At 71.2% G+C, this 16,614-nt stretch carries 16 protein-coding genes; 8 read left to right on the top strand and 8 right to left on the bottom strand.

The genetic code is table 11. The features are described 5' to 3' along the window. Positions 1 to 7: 7 nt before the first annotated feature. Positions 8 to 829, top strand: a complete 822-nt coding sequence (locus tag ACZ7CD_RS32555) for an SCO6745 family protein (protein ID WP_470380409.1) — start codon at positions 8 to 10, stop codon at positions 827 to 829. Further along, a complete protein-coding gene (locus ACZ7CD_RS32550; protein ID WP_470380408.1) occupies positions 826 to 1,698 on the top strand; it encodes a fructosamine kinase family protein in 873 nt (290 codons plus the stop codon). Before ACZ7CD_RS32555 ends, ACZ7CD_RS32550 begins: the two co-directional genes overlap by 4 nt. Here ACZ7CD_RS32550 and ACZ7CD_RS32545 read toward each other — a convergent pair. The 5 genes from ACZ7CD_RS32545 to ACZ7CD_RS32525 are packed head-to-tail and all read right to left on the bottom strand — an operon-like array spanning position 1,676 to position 6,128. After that, a complete protein-coding gene (locus ACZ7CD_RS32545) occupies positions 1,676 to 2,122 on the bottom strand; it encodes a nuclear transport factor 2 family protein (protein WP_470380407.1) in 447 nt (148 codons plus the stop codon). The two genes, ACZ7CD_RS32550 and ACZ7CD_RS32545, sit on opposite strands and share 23 nt — an antisense overlap. Beyond that, a complete protein-coding gene (locus tag ACZ7CD_RS32540; RefSeq protein WP_470380406.1) occupies positions 2,119 to 2,979 on the bottom strand; it encodes a TIGR03619 family F420-dependent LLM class oxidoreductase in 861 nt (286 codons plus the stop codon). Before ACZ7CD_RS32540 ends, ACZ7CD_RS32545 begins: the two co-directional genes overlap by 4 nt. Next, on the bottom strand, positions 2,976 to 4,121 hold the full coding sequence (locus tag ACZ7CD_RS32535) for a thiolase domain-containing protein (protein WP_360389024.1): 1,146 nt from the start codon (positions 4,119 to 4,121) through the stop codon (positions 2,976 to 2,978). The genes ACZ7CD_RS32540 and ACZ7CD_RS32535 overlap by 4 nt, the downstream gene beginning before the upstream one ends. Further along, positions 4,122 to 5,174 carry a thiolase domain-containing protein gene (locus ACZ7CD_RS32530; protein ID WP_470380405.1) on the bottom strand — a complete coding sequence of 351 codons (1,053 nt, stop codon included), beginning with the start codon at positions 5,172 to 5,174 and terminating at the stop codon, positions 4,122 to 4,124. Positions 5,175 to 5,183: 9 nt separating this feature from the next. Next, complete coding sequence (locus ACZ7CD_RS32525; RefSeq protein ID WP_470380404.1) at positions 5,184 to 6,128, bottom strand: Zn-ribbon domain-containing OB-fold protein; 945 nt, start codon at positions 6,126 to 6,128, stop codon at positions 5,184 to 5,186. Between the two features lie 45 nt (positions 6,129 to 6,173). Between ACZ7CD_RS32525 and ACZ7CD_RS32520 the strand changes: the two genes are divergently transcribed. The 4 genes from ACZ7CD_RS32520 to kstD are packed head-to-tail and all read left to right on the top strand — an operon-like array spanning position 6,174 to position 10,887. Then, positions 6,174 to 7,202, top strand: coding sequence for an LLM class F420-dependent oxidoreductase (locus ACZ7CD_RS32520; protein ID WP_360389015.1), 1,029 nt, complete (start codon positions 6,174 to 6,176; stop codon positions 7,200 to 7,202). Between the two features lie 25 nt (positions 7,203 to 7,227). After that, positions 7,228 to 8,736, top strand: a complete 1,509-nt coding sequence (locus ACZ7CD_RS32515; RefSeq protein WP_470380403.1) for an acyl-CoA synthetase — start codon at positions 7,228 to 7,230, stop codon at positions 8,734 to 8,736. Then, positions 8,729 to 9,184 carry a pyridoxamine 5'-phosphate oxidase family protein gene (locus ACZ7CD_RS32510; protein WP_470370529.1) on the top strand — a complete coding sequence of 152 codons (456 nt, stop codon included), beginning with the start codon at positions 8,729 to 8,731 and terminating at the stop codon, positions 9,182 to 9,184. The genes ACZ7CD_RS32515 and ACZ7CD_RS32510 overlap by 8 nt, the downstream gene beginning before the upstream one ends. Continuing rightward, complete coding sequence (gene kstD / locus ACZ7CD_RS32505; protein WP_470380402.1) at positions 9,181 to 10,887, top strand: 3-oxosteroid 1-dehydrogenase; 1,707 nt, start codon at positions 9,181 to 9,183, stop codon at positions 10,885 to 10,887. Before ACZ7CD_RS32510 ends, kstD begins: the two co-directional genes overlap by 4 nt. Positions 10,888 to 10,969: 82 nt before the next feature. On the opposite strand, the gene ACZ7CD_RS32500 is transcribed toward kstD, so the two are convergent. Beyond that, positions 10,970 to 11,758, bottom strand: a complete 789-nt coding sequence (locus tag ACZ7CD_RS32500) for a crotonase/enoyl-CoA hydratase family protein (protein ID WP_470380401.1) — start codon at positions 11,756 to 11,758, stop codon at positions 10,970 to 10,972. 75 nt (positions 11,759 to 11,833) lie between these two features. On the opposite strand from ACZ7CD_RS32500, the gene ACZ7CD_RS32495 reads away from it, so the two are divergent. Together ACZ7CD_RS32495 and ACZ7CD_RS32490 are read left to right on the top strand one after the other, a co-directional pair. Then, positions 11,834 to 13,420, top strand: a complete 1,587-nt coding sequence (locus ACZ7CD_RS32495; RefSeq protein ID WP_470380400.1) for an acyl-CoA synthetase — start codon at positions 11,834 to 11,836, stop codon at positions 13,418 to 13,420. After that, the gene (locus ACZ7CD_RS32490; protein ID WP_458431928.1) at positions 13,401 to 14,492 is read left to right on the top strand and encodes an NAD(P)H-dependent flavin oxidoreductase; all 1,092 of its coding nucleotides are present in this window, start codon (positions 13,401 to 13,403) and stop codon (positions 14,490 to 14,492) included. The genes ACZ7CD_RS32495 and ACZ7CD_RS32490 overlap by 20 nt, the downstream gene beginning before the upstream one ends. A gap of 19 nt (positions 14,493 to 14,511) precedes the next feature. Here ACZ7CD_RS32490 and ACZ7CD_RS32485 read toward each other — a convergent pair whose 3' ends face one another. Both ACZ7CD_RS32485 and ACZ7CD_RS32480 read right to left on the bottom strand, forming a co-directional pair. Continuing rightward, positions 14,512 to 15,411: an acyl-CoA dehydrogenase family protein gene (locus ACZ7CD_RS32485; RefSeq protein ID WP_470380399.1), complete on the bottom strand. Its 900-nt coding sequence runs from the start codon at positions 15,409 to 15,411 to the stop codon at positions 14,512 to 14,514. After that, on the bottom strand, positions 15,396 to 16,580 hold the full coding sequence (locus ACZ7CD_RS32480; RefSeq protein WP_470380398.1) for an acyl-CoA dehydrogenase family protein: 1,185 nt from the start codon (positions 16,578 to 16,580) through the stop codon (positions 15,396 to 15,398). Before ACZ7CD_RS32480 ends, ACZ7CD_RS32485 begins: the two co-directional genes overlap by 16 nt. Between the last annotated feature and the right edge of the window lie 34 nt (positions 16,581 to 16,614).

Genomic DNA, 16,614 nt, shown 5'->3' with positions numbered 1-16,614 from the left:
GGAGCGCATGGCCCGAACCGCCCGTCGCATGCACGAGCTCCTCGAACCGATCTGCCTCGTCACGTACATGGAGGACGAGGTTGGCGAGGAGTACGCCGCTCTCGGCCACCGCAACTACTGGAGCGGCTACTTCGCCAGCCGTGCCGCACCGCTGGGGCGCGTGCCGGCGGAGGTCGTGCACGCGGCGTTCTACAACTTCGGTCCCGGCGAGGCCGCGCGGCACATCCCGAGCGCGTGGGAGAAGATCCCGGCTGAGGAGTCCCTCGCCGCACGGGAACGCGGCAGCGTGGCCTCCCTGCGCCGGATCCTGGGCGACCTGGCCGGCGCGGAGGGCGTGCACCGGGCCGCCGACCTCACCACGAAGGCCGCCACGAGCGCGCCCACCGACGGCCGGGTCATGTACGCCGGGCTGCGCGCGCTGCCGATCCCGGCCGACCCGCTCACCCGGCTGTGGCACTCCGCGACCGTGCTGCGCGAGCACCGCGGCGACGGGCACGTCGCGGCCCTCGTCACCCACCGCGTCGGCGGCACGGAGGCGCACGTCATCAGTGCCACCGCGATGGGCGTCCACCCGCCCGAGTCGTTCGGCCGCATCCACCACCTGCCGCAGGAACGGCTGGCGGCGGTCATGGCGGGCCTGCGCGACCGGGGCCTCGTCGAGGACGGCCGGTTCACCGACGCCGGTCGCGCGCTGCAGCAGAGCATCGAGGCCCTCACCGACGAGCTCGCCGAGGCGCCCTACGAGGCCCTCACCCCGGACGAGCTCGACGAGCTGGTCACCGAGCTGGAACCGATCAGCGCGGTGCTCGCGGCTGCCGGGTCGCGGTGACCGCCCTGCTGCTCGACCGCCTCCACACCGCCGGACTGACCGACGTCACGGCCGTGGAACCGGTCGAGGGCGGCCTCGCGGCGGTCGCGGGCATCGCCGTCAGGGACCCGGACCCGCCGCTGTTCGTGAAGTCGTTCGCCGACGTGCCCGCGGCCGACCTGTTCGCGGCCGAGGCGGACGGGCTGCGGGCGCTGCGGGAACGCGGCGGGCTCACCACGCCCGAGGTCGTCCTCGTGACCCGCGACCTGCTGGCGCTGTCGGTGCTGCGCGAACGGCCGACCGAGGAAGCGTTCTGGGAGCAGCTCGCCCACGCGCTCGCCCGGCTGCACACCTCGACGGTGCACGACCGGTTCGGCTGGGAGCACGACAACTGGCTCGGCCGCTACCGGCAGGTCAACACCTGGACCGCCGACGGGCACGAGTTCTTCGCGCGGCACCGCCTGCTGCGCTGGCTGCCGGAGCGGCGGGTCAGGGCGGCGCTCGACGAACGCGACCGGCGCGCCCTGGAACGGCTCTGCGACCGGCTGCCCGAGCTGCTGCCGGCGAACCCGGCCTGCCTGACCCACGGCGACCTGTGGGCCCAGAACGTCCTGGCCACCGCGGACGGCCGGCCCGCGGTGATCGACCCGGCGGTGTCGTACACCTGGGCCGAGGTCGACCTGGCCCACCTGTGGTGCTCCCCGCACCCGCCGGAGGCGAAGCGGTTCTTCGCCGTCTACGCGGAGCTGACCGGCCTGGACGACGACTGGCGCAGCCGGATGCCGGTGGTCCAGCTGCGCCAGAGCCTCGCCCTCATCGCCATGTTCGACCACGGCTGGGGCGCCGCGGACCAGGTCCGCGCCCTGCTCAAGCCGTTCCGGGCTGGGTGAACGTGGCCATCGCGCGCTCGGTCTCCCAGAACGCGCGCATCGACCTGATCAACCCGTCCTCGCCGGCGTTGTAGACGAACACGCCCTCGGTGTCGACGCGCGCGCCACCGGGCAGGAACGCGGAGATCACGCCGACGTTCGCGCACTCCGATCCCGCCGCGAACGAGTCGTGCACCGTGAACTCGAACCGTTCGACGTCGGCGATGGCGAGGTCCCAGAACGCGGAGATGGCCTCCTTGCCGTGGTGGCCCTTGCCCTCCGCGTCGAACATCGACGGGCCGACCGGGTCCTCGACCACCGCGTCCTCGGCGAACAGCGCGAGCCACTCGTCCTTCGCCCCGCGCGTCACGGCGTCCATCGACCTCCACGACGCCACCCGCGCCGGGGTCTCCGCCTTCGAGGCGTTCCAGCTCACCGCGGTCATGAGAACTCCTCCAGCACCTCGTCGGCGAACCGCCGCAACCCGTCCTTCTTCGCCTCCACCGACCCGTCGAACCCGACGCCGTGGAACAGCCACGGCAGCACGATCACGTCGGTCACGCCGATCTCCTCCAGCTGCCGGTACCCGTCGAGCCCGAACCGGTCGACGCACACCGCCTGGACCTCGAACGGCCGCTCGAACGCCCCGAGGTCCCCGAGCTGCGCGATCACCGACCTCAGCTCCTCGAACCTGATCATCGCCGACGTCCAGCCGTCGCCGACGCGTGCGGCGCGCTTCAACGCCGCGGGGGAGTGGCCGCCGACGTAGAACGGCACGGGCGCGGTCGGTGCCGGCGACATCTGCAACCGGTCGAAGTCGAAGTAGTCGCCGTGGTACTCGACCATCCCACCGCCCAGCACCAGCTTGAGCACGTCGATCATCTCGTCGACCCGCGGTCCCCGGTTCTTGAAGGGCACGCCGCACCACTCGAACTCCTCCGGCGACCAGCCGAGCCCGAGACCGAGCCCGAACCGGTTGCCGGTCAGGTGCGCGACCGAACCGATCTGGCGGGCCAGCAGCAACGGGTTGCGCGAGCCGAGCTTCAGCACCTGCGTGTAGAAGCGGATGCGCGAGGTCACCGCGCCCATCGCCGCCGCGGCCACGAACGGGTCCACCCACGGCGTCTCGGCGTTCCACATCCGCGAGCCGTCCGGGGTGTACGGGTAGTCCGCGGACACCTCCTCCGAGAAGAACAGCGAGTCCGGCAGCGCGATCGAGGCGTACCCGCACTCCTCGGCGCACCGGGCCAGCTCGGTCAGCTGGTCGAGCGGGCTCATCGCGATGCCGACGGTGAACTTCATGCTGGCTTCTCCGATCCGACGACCCACATGGCGAAGAACTGCGACCCACCGCCGTACGCGTGCCCCAGCGCACGCCGCGCCCCGTCGACCTGGTGGTCGCCGGCCGTGCCCATGACCTGCATCGCGGCCTCGGCGAACCGCAGCAGCCCGGACGCGCCGATCGGGTTCGACGACAGCACGCCGCCGCTCGGGTTCACCGGCAGCCGCCCGCCGATCTCGGTCTCGCCGGCCTCGGTGAGCTTCCAGCCCTGCCCGGCCTCGGTGAAGCCCAGGTTCTCCAGCCACATCGGCTCGAACCAGGAGAACGGCACGTAGATCTCGGCCGCGTCCACTTCGGACAGCGGGTCGGTGATGCCTGCCTGCCGCCACAACGCCCGCGCCGCGTCCTGACCGGCCCGCGGGTTGACCTGGTCGCGCCCGGCGAACGTCGTGGGCTCGGTGCGCATCGCGGTGGCGTGGACCCAGGCCGCGCGCGACGACGTCGGCTCGGCGGAGATCACGACCGCGCAGGCGCCGTCCGAGGACGGGCACGTCTCGTCGTAGCGGATCGGGTCCCACAGCATCTGCGACGCCCGCACCGACTCGACCGTGATGCCGGGCTGCTTCAGGTGCGCGTACGGGTTCATGGCACCGTTGCGGCGGTCCTTGGCGGCGACCATCGCGCCGACGTGCTCGGGTGCGCCGGAACGGCGGATGTAGGAGCGCACGTGCGGCGCGAAGTACCCGCCAGCGCCCGCGTGCACCGGCATCGTGAACGGCGTCGGCACCGACAGCGCCCACATCGCGTTCGACTCCGACTGCTTCTCGAACGCCACGGCCAGCACGCGCTCGTGCACCCCGGCCTGGACCAGCGACGCGGCCACGTTCGCCGTGCTGCCGCCGACCGAGCCCGCGGTGTGCACGCGCAGCAGCGGTTTCCCGACCGCTCCCAGCGCGTCCGCGAGGAACAGCTCGGGCATCATCACGCCCTCGAACAGGTCCGGTGCCTTGCCGAGCACCACGGCGTCGATGTCCGGCCAGTCCACGCCGGCGTCGGCCATCGCGCGGTCGACCGCCTCGCGGCACAGGCCCGCCATCGACACGTCGAGCCGTTTCGCGGCGTGGTGCGTCTGGCCGGTGCCGACCACAGCTGCCGGTCGCATCTAGTCCCGCCCTTCCATCACACAGACCAGGTTCTGCTGCAGCAGCGGCCCGCTGGTGGCGTGCCCGAGCACCTTCGCGGCCGTGCCGTCGTGCACCCGGCGGGCCGCCTCGCCGATCCGCGACAGGCCCGCCGCGAACATCGGGTTGCCGGCGAGCACCCCGCCGGACGGGTTGACCGTGCTGTCGCCGAGCCCGAGCGCCTGGCTCAGCAGCAGCTCCTGGTGCGTGAACGGCGCGTGCAGCTCGGCGACCTCGACCCCGTCCGCACCGGCCGCCTTGCCCGCGGCCACCGCAGACGGGGACGCCGTGAGGTCGCGCGTGCCGAACGACGGCGAGTCGACCCGGTGCTCGAACCCGGTGATCCACGCCGGTCGCTCGCACAGTTCGCGTGCCCGGTCACCGGCGGCCAGCACGATCGTCGAGGCACCGTCGGTGATCGGCGCGCAGTCGTGCCGCCGCAACGGGTCCGCCACGTACGGCTCGTCGAGCAGGTCCTCCGGTGACACCGGTCCGGACAGCTGCGCCAGCGGGTTCGACATCGCCGCCGCACGCGACCGCGCGGCCACCTCGGCCATCGCGCGTTCGCTCCACAGGCCGTTCTCGATGCCCATCCGCGCCTGGATGCCCGCCAGACCCAGGGAGTCCGGCCACAGCGGCGTCACGACGTACGGGTCGAGCTGCATCGCCATGACCCGCCGCAGCTGTCCGGCCGACGACTTGCCGAACCCGTACACCAGGGCCGTGTCCACCTCACCGCACTGCAGCTTCACCCACGCCTCGTACAACGCCCACGCCGCGTCCATCTCGACGTGCGACTCCATGATCGGCGGGAACGCGCCGATGGCGTCCACGGCGGACACGAACGAGAACGCCCGCCCCGCCAGGTAGTCCGACGAGCCCGAGCACCAGAACCCGATGTCGGACTTCGTGAGGCCGAGCCCGCCGAGCACCTCGTGGAAGATCGGCACCAGCATCTCGACACCGTTGGTGGTGCCGTCGGTCTCGCGCACGCAGGGCGTCTGCGCGAAACCGACCACAGCGACGTCACGCATGCGGGCCCCTCACAGGTGCTGGGAGTAGGAGTCGAACGGCGCGTCCGGCTCACCGGAGGGCGTGAAGTGGTCGATGTTCTGCATCGTCGGGCCCCACTCCGCACGCGGCTTCCACACCGCCTCGACGCGCATGCCCATCCGCACGTCCTCGGGCGCGACGCCCAGGAGCAGGTGCAGGAACGGGATGTCCGCGCCGTCGAGCAGCACGTACGCCGAGACGTACGGCGGCGGGATGCGCTGGCCCAGGAAAGGCACGTTGACCACGCAGAACGTCGTGATCGTGCCGCGGTCGGACAGCTCGACCGGATCGGCTGTGGGCACACCGTCGGTCGGGCAGGCCGGCCGTGGCGGGAAGTACACCTTCTCGCACGCGGGGCAGCGTTGCGCGACCAGCCGCCCCTCCATGAGCCCGCGCAGGAACGGGTCCTCGGTCGGCGACGCGGTGTGCGTGTAGTGCAGGTGCACCGGGGTCGTGACCATGGTGACGTCGTCGGCCTCGACCGGCTCGTCGCCCGGTTCGCCGGACAGCTCGAAGCACTCGATGTCGGTGATCGCGCCGACCCGGTCGTCGCGCCAGCGCACCCGGACGCGGGCGCCGGTGGAGATCCGGTCGGGTGATCCCGCGTCAACGGCGTGCAGCATCGACGTGTCGGCGCCGTCGAGCTGGACCAGCGCCCACGCGAACGGGCGGTCCAGCGGCTGGCCTTCCAGCGGTTCGGGAATCCACGACCACCCGCGCACGACACCGGTCGAGGCCACGTCCACGAACTCGGTCAGCCGCTCGGCGGTCACCGGGTCGTACTCCAGCGGCGGCACGTGCACACGGCCGTCCGCGCCGCGGATGCCGGTGACCTTCCTGCGGCGGAGGTCGGAGAGGAAGCGGCCGAGCGTGGGTCCGGTCGAGCGCGTGTAGTCGAAGCCCACGTCCAGCGGAGCACTCAGGGGCCTAGGCACAGATCAAAGTGAAACAGGTTCTCGAAATGGTGGCAAGATGGCGGCATGAAGCTCGGTCTGCAGCTCGGCTACTGGGGCGCTGCGCCGCCCGCGAACGCCCCCGAACTCGTGGCGGCGGCGGAGGAGTGCGGGTTCGACGCGGTGTTCGCCGCGGAGGCCTGGGGCTCCGACGCCTTCACCCCGTTGGCGTGGTGGGGATCTGCCACCCGACGGGTCCGGCTCGGCACGTCGGTCGTGCAGATGTCCGCGCGCACACCGGCCGCGTGCGCGATGCACGCGTTGACGCTGGACCACCTGTCCGGCGGGCGGTTCGTCCTCGGGCTGGGCGTCTCCGGTCCTCAGGTAGTGGAGGGCTGGTACGGGCAGCCGTTCGCGAAACCCCTGGCCAGGACCAGGGAGTACCTGTCGGTGCTGCGGCAGGTGCTGGCCCGCGAGGCGCCGGTGACCAACGCCGGTCCGCACTACCCGTTGCCGTACCGGGGGCCGGGTGCGCTGGGGCTGGGCAAGCCGCTCAAGCCGATCACCCACCCGCTGCGCGCCGGCCTGCCGATCTGGCTGGGTGCCGAGGGGCCGAAGAACGTGGCGCTGGCAGCGGAGATCGCCGACGGGTGGCTCGCGATCTACTACGCGCCGCGCCTGGCCGGCATGTACGACGAATGGCTGGAGGAGGGACTGGCGAAAGCGGGGCGCACGCGGGCGGACTTCGAGGTCGCCGCCACCTGCCAGGTGGTCGTGACCGACGATCCCGTTGGCGTGCGCGGGTTCCTGAAGCCGTTCGTCGCCCTGTACATCGGCGGGATGGGTGCGCCCGGGATGAACTTCCACGCCGAGGTGTTCACCCGCATGGGATACGGCGAGGCCGTCGCCGACATCGGCAAGCTCTACCGGGCGGGACGCAAGGACGAGGCGGCGCAGGTGGTCCCGGACGAGCTGGTGCGGGAGATCAGCATCGTCGGCAGCGCCGAGGAGGTGCGCGCGGAGGTCGCCCGGTGGGAGGCCGCCGGGGTCACCCAGTTGCTCGTCGGCTGCCGCGACACCGACTCGATCAAGGCCGTCTCCGAGGCTTGTCAGTAGATGAAACACGTTCTACTTTGAGGGAGTGGCAGGACTCTGGAACACCGCGTCGGAGCAGCCGGACCTGACCGCGTTGGTCGACCCCGGCGGCCGTGGGACCACCTACCGGGAGCTGGCGGCGGAGGCGAACCGGTACGGCCGGGGGTTCCAGGCCCTGGGGCTGACACCCGGCGACAGCATCGTGCTGATGCTGCCCAACAGCGCCGAGCTCGTGGCGGTGTACTTCGCCGCCTACCAGACCGGTCTCTACGTCGTGATGGCGAACTGGCACCTGACCGGCGCCGAGGTGGCCTACCTCGTGCAGGACAGCGGTGCCAAGGCGTTCGTAGGTCATGAACGCTTCGCCGCCGCGGCGGTCGAAGCGGCGGCGGGTCTGCCGTCCGAAGCGAAGTTCGCGGTGGGCGAGATCGACGGCTTCCGGCCGTTGGGGAGTCTCGGCGAGGGCGAAGAGGGCCGGCCCGACGTTCGCACGACCGGGTCGCCGATGCTCTACACCTCCGGCACCACCGGGCGGCCCAAGGGCGTGCGCAGGCCGTTGACCGGCGCCGACCCGGACGTCGTACCCGGCTCGGCGCCGTGGTTCTTCGGCATCTTCGGCCTGCGGCCGTTCGACGGGCACGTGCACCTGTGCGGGTCGCCGCTCTACCACACGGCGGTGCTCAACTTCGTCGTCATCTCCATCCAGCTCGGGCACACCACCGTGCTGATGGACCACTGGGACCCCGAGGACATGCTGCGGCTGATCGAACGGCACAAGGTCACCCACAGCCACATGGTGCCGACCCAGTTCCACCGCCTGCTCGCGCTGCCCGACGAGGTGAAGGGCAGGTACGACCTGTCGTCGTTGCGCGCGATGATCCACGGCGCCGCGCCGTGCCCGGTCGAGGTCAAGCGCAGGATGCTCGACTGGTGGGGACCGGTCGTGATCGAGTACTACGCGGCGACCGAGGGCGGCGGCACGGTGATCAGCGCGCAGGAGTGGCTGCGCAAGCCCGGATCGGTCGGGCTGCCGTGGCCCACGTCGGAGATCAAGGTGCTCGACGAAGACGGGAACGAGCTGCCCGCCGGTGAGCGCGGCCTGGTCTACCTGCGGATGGGCGACGCGACGTTCGAGTACCACAAGGACGCCGAGAAGACCCGCGCTGCCCGCGTCGGCAAGCTGTTCACGTTGCAGGACGTCGGGTACCTCGACGAGGACGGCTACCTGTTCCTGTGCGACCGGAAGAACGACATGATCATCTCCGGCGGGGTCAACATCTACCCGGCCGAGGTCGAGGGCGAGCTGGTGTGCCACCCGAAGGTCGCCGACGTGGCCGTCTTCGGCATCCCGCACCCGGACTGGGGCGAGCAGGTCAAGGCGGTCGTGCAGCCGGTCGACGGCGTCGAACCCGGCCAGGAGCTGACCGACGAGCTGCTGGAGTTCGCCCGCACCCGGCTCGCGAAGTTCAAGCTGCCGCGCACGATCGAGTACCTGGCCGAGCTGCCGCGCGACCCGAACGGCAAGCTGTACAAGCGGAAACTGCGCGATGCGTGACCGCATCAGGATGACCCCGGCCGAGGTCGACGCGTTCCTCGCCGGGCAGAAGACGTTGGTCGTGGCGACCATCGGGCGCGACGGCCTGCCGCACCTGGCGCCGATGTGGTTCGCGTGGCTGGACGGCGAGATCGTGTTCTGCACCGACCGCAAGTCGCAGAAGGTCGTGAACCTGCGCCGCGACCCGCGGTGCAGCGTGCTCGCCGAGGCGGGGGAGACCTACGACCAGCTGCGCGGCGTGCACATGGAGGGCGTCACCGAGTTCACACCCGACCTCGGCCGCGTGGTCGACGCGGTGGTGGCGCGCAACTTCGGCGAGGTCGGCTCGTCCGACGCCGAGCGGGACGCCCTGCGCAAGGCCATGGCGCGGCGCGTGGCCGTGATCTTCCGTCCGACCAGGACGGCCAGCTGGGACCACCGGAAGCTGATGTCGGGAGTGACCCCATGACCCTGAACCGCCGTCAGGTGCTCGCCGGAGCAGGCCTCGCGCTGGCCTCCGGCCTCGTGCACACCGGTACCGCCGAGGCGGACCTCGGTGAGTACGACGTGGTGGTGGTCGGGTCGGGCGCCGCCGGCATGACCGCCGCGCTGACCGCCGCCAAACGCGGGCTGAGCGTCGTGGTGGTGGAGAAGGCGCCGACGTTCGGTGGTTCCGCCGCACGCTCCGGCGCGGGCATCTGGATCCCGAACAACGAGGTGATCCTCGCCGCGGGCGTCCAGGACACCCCGGCGAAGGCCGCGCAGTACCTGTCGGCCGTGGTGGGCGACATCCCGCCGGCACGACAGCAGGCCTACCTGAGCGCCGGTCCGCGGATGATCTCGTTCGTGCTGCGCAACAGCCCGCTGCGGTTCCGGTACATGGACGGCTACAGCGACTACTACCCGGAGTACCCCGGCGGCATCGCGCGCGGTCGTTCCATCGAGCCGGACGTGTTCGACGGCACCCTCCTCGGCGCCGAGCTCGCGAACCTCAACCCGCCGTACCTCGCCGTGCCACCGGGCATGGTCATCTTCAGCGCCGACTACAAGTGGCTGGCGCTGGCCCTGGTGAACGCGAAGGGCGCCGCGGTGGCCGCCGCCGCGCTGGCCCGCGGTACCGCTGCCGCGCTGGCCGGGCAGAAGCCGTTGACCATGGGCCAGTCGCTGGCCGGTGCGTTGCGGCTGGGGCTGATGCAGGCCGGTGTGCCGGTGTGGCTGAACACGCCGTTGGTCGACCTGCACGTGGTCGGTGGTGCCGTGCGTGGCGTCGTGACCTCACGTGGACTCGTGCGCGCCCGTCGTGGCGTGATCATGGGTTCGGGCGGTTTCGAGCACAACGCGGCCATGCGCGCGCAGTACCAGCAACAGCCGATCGGCACCCAGTGGACCGTGGGCGCCAAGGAGAACACCGGCGACGGCCACCGCGCCGGCCAACGCCTCGGTGCCGCGTTCGACCTGATGGACGACGCCTGGTGGGGCCCCGCGATCCCGGTACCCGGCTCGCCGTACTTCTGCCTCGCCGAGCGCACGCTGCCGGGCGGGTTGATGATCAACCAGCTCGGGCAGCGGTTCGTCAACGAGGCCGCGCCCTACAGCGACGTCGTGCACGTCATGTACGACAAGAACCCGACGGCGCCGTGCATCCCGGCGTGGCTGGTGGTCGACCAGAACTACCGCAACCGCTACCTGTTCGCCGACGTCGCGCCCGCGCTGCCGTTGCCGGACGGCTGGTACCAGAACGGCGCGGTGGTGAGGAACTGGTCGCTGGACGGCCTGGCATCGGCGATCGGGGTGCCCGCGGCCGCGTTGAAGGCGACCGTGAGCCGGTTCAACAACCAGGCGTTCTCCGGCCGTGACACCGACTTCCACCGCGGCGACAGCGCCTACGACCACTACTACACCGACCCGGCGGTCATCCCGAACTCGTGCCTGGCACCGTTGTGGGCGCCACCGTTCTACGCGTTCAAGATCGTTCCTGGCGACCTCGGCACCAAGGGCGGCATGGTCACCGACGCGCGCGCTCGGGTGCTGCGGCCGGACGGCTCGGTGATCCCTGGCCTGTACGCGGCGGGCAACGTGAGCTCTGCGGTGATGGGCCGCAGCTACGCCGGTGCGGGTTCGACGATCGGCCCAGCCATGACGTTCGGCTACATCGCCGCAAACGACATCTAACCCCACCCCCTTGCTGTTCTGGCATCTGCAAGTACTACTTGCAGATGCCAGAGCAGCAAGGGGGCTTGCGAGGAGGTGAGCGTCAGCGGCCTTGGAAGTCCGGCTTCCGCTTCGCCGCGAACGCCCGCGGTCCCTCCTTGGCGTCCTCGCTGCGGAACACCTCCATGCCCAGCCGGGCGTCCACTGTGAACGCGTCGTTCTCGTGCATGCCCTCGGTCTCGCGGATGGTCCGCAGGATCGCCCTGATCGCCACCGGACCGTTCGCCGAGATCAGGTCGGCCAGCTCCATCGCCTTGGTCAACGCCTGGCCGTCCGGCATGACGTGACCGATCAGGCCGATCTCCTTGGCCTCCGGTGCCGTGATGTGCCGCCCGGTCAGCAGCAGGTCGGCCGCGACCGTGTACGGGATCTGCCGGGGCAGCCGGACCGCCGAACCGCCCAGTGGGAACAGGCCCCAGCGCGGTTCGGAGACGCCGAAGCGGGCGCTCTCTCCGGCCACTCGGATGTCCGTCGCCTGGAGGATCTCCGTTCCCCCCGCGATGGCCGGACCCTCCACAGCAGCGATGAGCGGTTTCGTCAACCGGCGACCCTTCAGCAGCGGTTCGATCACCGAGAAGTCGTACCCCGTGGTCTCGCCGGGGTGGTTCTGCGTCATCGCCTTGAGGTCCGCGCCCGCGCAGAACGCCCCGCCCGCGCCGGTCAGGACGCACACGCGCACGTCGGGATCGGTGTCCACGCGGTCCCACGCCTCGCGCATGATGGCCATCATCGGGCCGGACAACGCGTTGCGCGCCTCCGGCCGGTTCATCGTGACCACGAGGACGTGCCCGTTGCGCTCCACCAGGCAATGCGGCTCTGCAGTGGTCGTCATCCGGGGTGCCTCCTGGATCGAGTCTGACCGCACGGGGGATTGTCCAGAACAGTAACACGTTCTACTTTGCAGGACATGGCCCTCAACGTCGCAGACCTCGTTGAACACGCCGCCGACACCGTGCCCGACCGCACCGCGCTCATCTGCGGTGCCAAGCGGGTCACCTACGCCGAGCTCGAGGCGCGCGCCAACAAGCTGGCGCACCACCTGGCAAGCAACGGCGTGACAGCGGGTCAGCACGTCGGCCTGTACGCGCGCAACTCCATCGAGCTGGTCGAGGCGATGCTCGCGGTCTACAAGCTGCGGGCCGTCGCGATCAACGTGAACTACCGCTACACCAAGAACGAGTTGCAGTACCTGTTCGGTGAGGCGGACCTGGTCGCGCTGGTGCACGAGCGCCGCTACTCACCGCTCGTGGCCGAGGTCGACGCGCCGGAGCTCAGGGTCGTGATCGACGACGAGTCCTCTGAGGACTTCGGCGGCACCGAGTACGAGGCCGCGCTGGCCGCCCAGTCCGGCGACCGGGACTTCGGCCCGCGCAGCGCCGACGACCTCTACATCCTCTACACCGGCGGCACGACCGGCATGCCCAAGGGCGTGATGTGGCGGCACGAGGACGTGTGGCGCACGCTCGGCGGCGGCATCGACTTCGTGACCGGCGAGCGCGTCACCGACGAGTGGCAGCAGGCCAACTCCGGCAAGGACTACGGGCTGGTGCGGCTGTGCCTGCCGCCGCTGATCCACGGTGCCGCGCAGTGGGCCGTGCTCGGCGCGTTGTTCGGCGGCAGCACCGTCGTGCTGGTGCCGAAGTTCGACCCGGCCGAGGTCTGGCGGGTGATCGGCAGGGAGAAGGTGCAGGTCGCCGTGATCACCGGCGACGCCATGGGCCGGCCGCTGATCGAGGAGTTCCAGCGCGGCGAGTACGACGGGTCGTCGTTGTTCATCATCAACAGCAGCGCCGCGCTCTTCTCCTACACCGTGAAGAAGCAGTACCACGAGCTGCTGCCGCACACGACGCTGCTGGAGTCGATCGGGTCGAGCGAGACCGGGTCCACCGGCATCGGCGCGGTCCCCAGGGAGATGGTGAAGACCGACGGCACGAAGGTGAAGCTGAACGAGGACACCATCGTCGTCGACGAGAACGGCACCAGGCTCGAACCGGAACCCGGTGTCGTCGGCAAGCTCGCCCGCGGCGGCCACATCCCGCTGGGCTACTACAAGGACCCCGAGAAGACCGCGAAGATGTTCATCGAGGTCGACGGCAAGCGCTACACGGTTCCCGGTGACTTCGCCCGGTTCGAAGCCGACGGCGACATCACGTTGCTGGGCCGCGGCAACACGTGCGTGAACACCGGCGGCGAGAAGGTGTTCCCCGAAGAGGTCGAAGGGGTGCTGAAGTCGCACCCCGGCGTGTTCGACGCGCTCGTGATCGGCATCCCCGACGACCTGCTCGGCCAACGGGTCGGCGCGCTGGTCCAGCCGCGTGACGGCGCCACCCCGACACTGTCCGAACTGGACGCTCACGTCCGCGAGACGCTGGCCGGCTACAAGGTGCCGCGCTCGCTCTGGCTGGTCGACGAGATCGGCCGCACCCCCAGCGGCAAACCCGACTACCAGTGGGCCCGGCGCCACGTGGAGGAGCATGCGCACCAACCTGTGTGACACGTTCGGCATCGAACACCCGGTCTTCGGCTTCACACCGTCCGAGCACGTGGCCGCCGCGATCAGCCGCGCCGGTGGTCTCGGCGTGCTGGGCTGCGTGCGGTTCAACGACGCCGAGGACCTCGACCGCGCGCTGACGTGGATGGACCAGAACACCGACGGCAAACCGTACGGCGTCGACATCGTGATGCCCGCCAAGGTGCCGACCGAGGGCACGCAGGTCGACCTGGACAAGCTCATCCCGCAGGGCCACCGGGACTTCGTGGACCGCACCCTGCTCTCCCTCGGCGTGCCACCGCTCCCCGAGGGCGCCGGCGGCGAGGGCGTGCTCGGCTGGCTGCACTCGGTGGCCCGGTCGCACGTGGACGTGGCGCTGGAGCACCCCGTCCGGCTCGTCGCCAACGCGCTGGGCTCCCCGCCGGTGGACGTGATCGAACGCGTGCACGCCGCCGGTGTCCCGGTCGCCGCCCTCGCGGGCAAGGCCGAACACGCCCGCAGGCACGTCGAGAACGGCGTGGACGTCGTGGTGGCGCAAGGCTACGAGGCCGGCGGGCACACCGGCGAGGTCGCCACGATGGTGCTCGTGCCGGAGGTCGTGGACGCCGTGGACGTCCCGGTGCTGGCCGCGGGAGGCATCGGCTCCGGCCGGCAAGCCGCCGCCGCGCTGGCGCTGGGCGCCTCCGGCGTGTGGATGGGCTCCTGCTGGCTCACGACCGCCGAGTACGCGCTGGGCAACTCCTCCACGCAGGAGGCGTTGCTGGCGGCCGGGTCCGGTGACACCGTGCGGACCCGGATCTACACCGGCAAACCCGCGCGGCTGCTCAGGACGCGCTGGACCGAGGCGTGGGCGTCGGCCCACGCACCCGACCCGTTGCCCATGCCGTTGCAGAACATCCTGGTCAGCGAGGCGCACCAGCGGATCGCGCGGTCCTCGGACCCGTCGGTGGTGTCGATGCCGGTCGGGCAGGTCGTGGGGCGGATGAACGAGGTGCGGCCGGTCGCCGAGGTGATCGCCGACCTGCTCGCCGAGTTCGAGGACACGGTGAAGCGGCTGGGCGAGCTCGCGCGGTGAGCGGGTCGGGGCCTGCCGGTCACATGGCCGCGCTGAGCCTGAGGAGCTGGGCGGTCGCCCCGCCCAGCTCGAACTCGGCGCGCTTGGCCGCCGTGAAGTACCGGTGCACCCCGTGGCCCATGTCGATGCCCGTCCCGCCGTGGACGTGCACGGCGGTGTGCGCCACCCGGTGACCGGCGTCCGCGGCCCAGAACTTGGCGGTCGCCACCTCGGCCTCGGCGGGCAAGCCCTCCGCCAGCCGCCAGGCAGCCTGCCACAACGTCAGCCGGATCGCGGAGACGTCGACGTAGGCGTCGGCCAGGCGTTGGGCCACCGCCTGGAAGGCCCCGATCGGCCGCCCGAACTGCACCCGCGTGCGGGCGTGCTCGGCGGTGAGCTCCAGCGCGCGTTCGGTGACGCCGAGCTGGTAGGCGCACAACCCGAGCGCGTAGCGGGTGGTGAGCCAGCCGGGGGTGACGCCCTCGACCGGCTCGCCGCCGCCGGTGAACGCGAACGTGCCCGCCTCCGACCCGTCGAGGAGCACCTGCGGTGCGATGTCGAGGTCCGCAGCCTGCACGAGGAACACCTCGTCGCCCGACGCCACCAGGAACGCCTCGGCCGATGTCGCGAACGGCACCGCGGTCTTCGCGCCCGCGGAGTCCTCGGCGAGCGCCACCGACAGCACGGTCGCGGGGTCCACGCGCCGGCCGGACAGGGCCAGGGCGGTCTGCGCGAGCGTCGCCGGCAGGTACGGGACGGCGGCGACCGCGCGCCCCAGCTCGACCAGCACCGCGCAGTGCTCCAGCACGCCGAGCTCGGCCGGGTCCTCCGGCACCACGCCCGCCTTCACGAGGTCGGCCCACGGTGCGCCGGAGGACTCGACGATCTCGCGGGTCAGCGCGGCCAGCTCCCGTTGCGCCTCGGTCAGCGTGAAGTCCACGTCTCCTCCTGCCGAGGTACGGCGGGCAGCCCGAGGCCGGCCCGCGCGATGATGTCGCGCTGGATCTCGTTGGTGCCGCCGCCGAACGTCAGGATCAGTGCGGAGCGGTGCATGCGCTCGACCCGGCCGTGCAGCAGGGCGCCAGGGGAGCCCGCACGGACGATCCCGCCGGCCCCCAGCACCTCCATCAGCAACCGGTAGCCCTCGGTCGCGAACTCGGTGCCGAACACCTTGGTGGCGGAGGCCTCCGCGGGTGAGGGCGCCTCATCGCCGCCGGACGCGAGCTTCCAGTTGATGAGCTTGAGGTACTCGGTCTTGGCGTGCACGCGCGCGAGGTGCAGCCGGACCCACTCCTGCCGGTCGGCACCGGTTTCCCGCGCCCACTGGCGGACCTCGCGCAGCGCGGTCTGCAACGGAGCGGCCGAGCAGAGCGCGACGCGTTCGTGGTTGAGCTGGTTGGTGATGAGCTTCCAGCCCTGGTGCTCGGTGCCGATGAGGTTCGCGGCGGGCACGCGCACGTCGTCGTAGAAGGTCGCGCTGGTGGTGGGGCCGGACATCGTGGGCACCGGTGTCCAGGAGAAGCCCTCGGACGCCGTCGGCACGATGATGATGCTCAGGCCCCGGTGCCGTTCGGACCCCTGGTCGGTGCGGCACGCGAGCCACACGTAGTCGGCGTACTGGACGAGGCTGGTCCACATCTTCTGGCCGGTGACCACGTAGTCGTCGCCGTCGCGGACGGCCCGCGTGCGCAGTGCCGCCAGGTCGGTGCCCGCCTCCGGCTCGCTGTAGCCGATCGCGAAGTGGATCTCACCGCCGGCGATCCTCGGCAGGTAGAACGCCTTCTGCTCCTCGGTGCCGTACGCCATGATCGTCGGTCCGATGGAGTTCAGCGTCAGGAACGGCACCGGCGCGCCCGCCGCGGAGGCCTCGTCGAGGAAGACCAGCTGCTCGATCATGGGGCGGTCGCGGCCGCCGTACTCCCGCGGCCAGCCGATGGTGAGCCAGCCGTCCTTCCCCATCTGGCGGACGGTGTCCTTGTACACCTCGGCGTCGCCGTAGTCACCGCCGGAGCTCAGCGCGGCCCTGCGCTCCGGTGTCATGAGCGCCGCGAAGTACGCCCGCAGCTCGTCGCGCAGGCTCTCCTGCTCGGGCGTGAAACCGATGCGCATGCCCGCTACTCTAGAACAAGTTCTATTTTCTGTC

Source organism: Lentzea sp. NPDC036949, assembly GCF_055608075.1.
This window is presented reverse-complemented; position numbering and strand designations above follow the sequence as displayed.

Excerpts from the sequence above, each read along its gene's own strand:
- ACZ7CD_RS32490 (WP_458431928.1), top strand. The coding sequence starts at position 13,401 with ATGCGCACCAACCTGTGTGACACGTTCGGCATCGAACACCCGGTCTTC.
- ACZ7CD_RS32530 (WP_470380405.1), bottom strand. The coding sequence starts at position 5,174 with ATGCGTGACGTCGCTGTGGTCGGTTTCGCGCAGACGCCCTGCGTGCGC.
- ACZ7CD_RS32480 (WP_470380398.1), bottom strand. The coding sequence starts at position 16,580 with ATGCGCATCGGTTTCACGCCCGAGCAGGAGAGCCTGCGCGACGAGCTG.
- ACZ7CD_RS32495 (WP_470380400.1), top strand. The coding sequence starts at position 11,834 with ATGGCCCTCAACGTCGCAGACCTCGTTGAACACGCCGCCGACACCGTG.
- kstD (WP_470380402.1), top strand. The coding sequence starts at position 9,181 with ATGACCCTGAACCGCCGTCAGGTGCTCGCCGGAGCAGGCCTCGCGCTG.
- ACZ7CD_RS32545 (WP_470380407.1), bottom strand. The coding sequence starts at position 2,122 with ATGACCGCGGTGAGCTGGAACGCCTCGAAGGCGGAGACCCCGGCGCGG.
- ACZ7CD_RS32555 (WP_470380409.1), top strand. The coding sequence starts at position 8 with ATGGCCCGAACCGCCCGTCGCATGCACGAGCTCCTCGAACCGATCTGC.
- ACZ7CD_RS32540 (WP_470380406.1), bottom strand. The coding sequence starts at position 2,979 with ATGAAGTTCACCGTCGGCATCGCGATGAGCCCGCTCGACCAGCTGACC.
- ACZ7CD_RS32520 (WP_360389015.1), top strand. The coding sequence starts at position 6,174 with ATGAAGCTCGGTCTGCAGCTCGGCTACTGGGGCGCTGCGCCGCCCGCG.
- ACZ7CD_RS32510 (WP_470370529.1), top strand. The coding sequence starts at position 8,729 with ATGCGTGACCGCATCAGGATGACCCCGGCCGAGGTCGACGCGTTCCTC.
- ACZ7CD_RS32535 (WP_360389024.1), bottom strand. The coding sequence starts at position 4,121 with ATGCGACCGGCAGCTGTGGTCGGCACCGGCCAGACGCACCACGCCGCG.
- ACZ7CD_RS32500 (WP_470380401.1), bottom strand. The coding sequence starts at position 11,758 with ATGACGACCACTGCAGAGCCGCATTGCCTGGTGGAGCGCAACGGGCAC.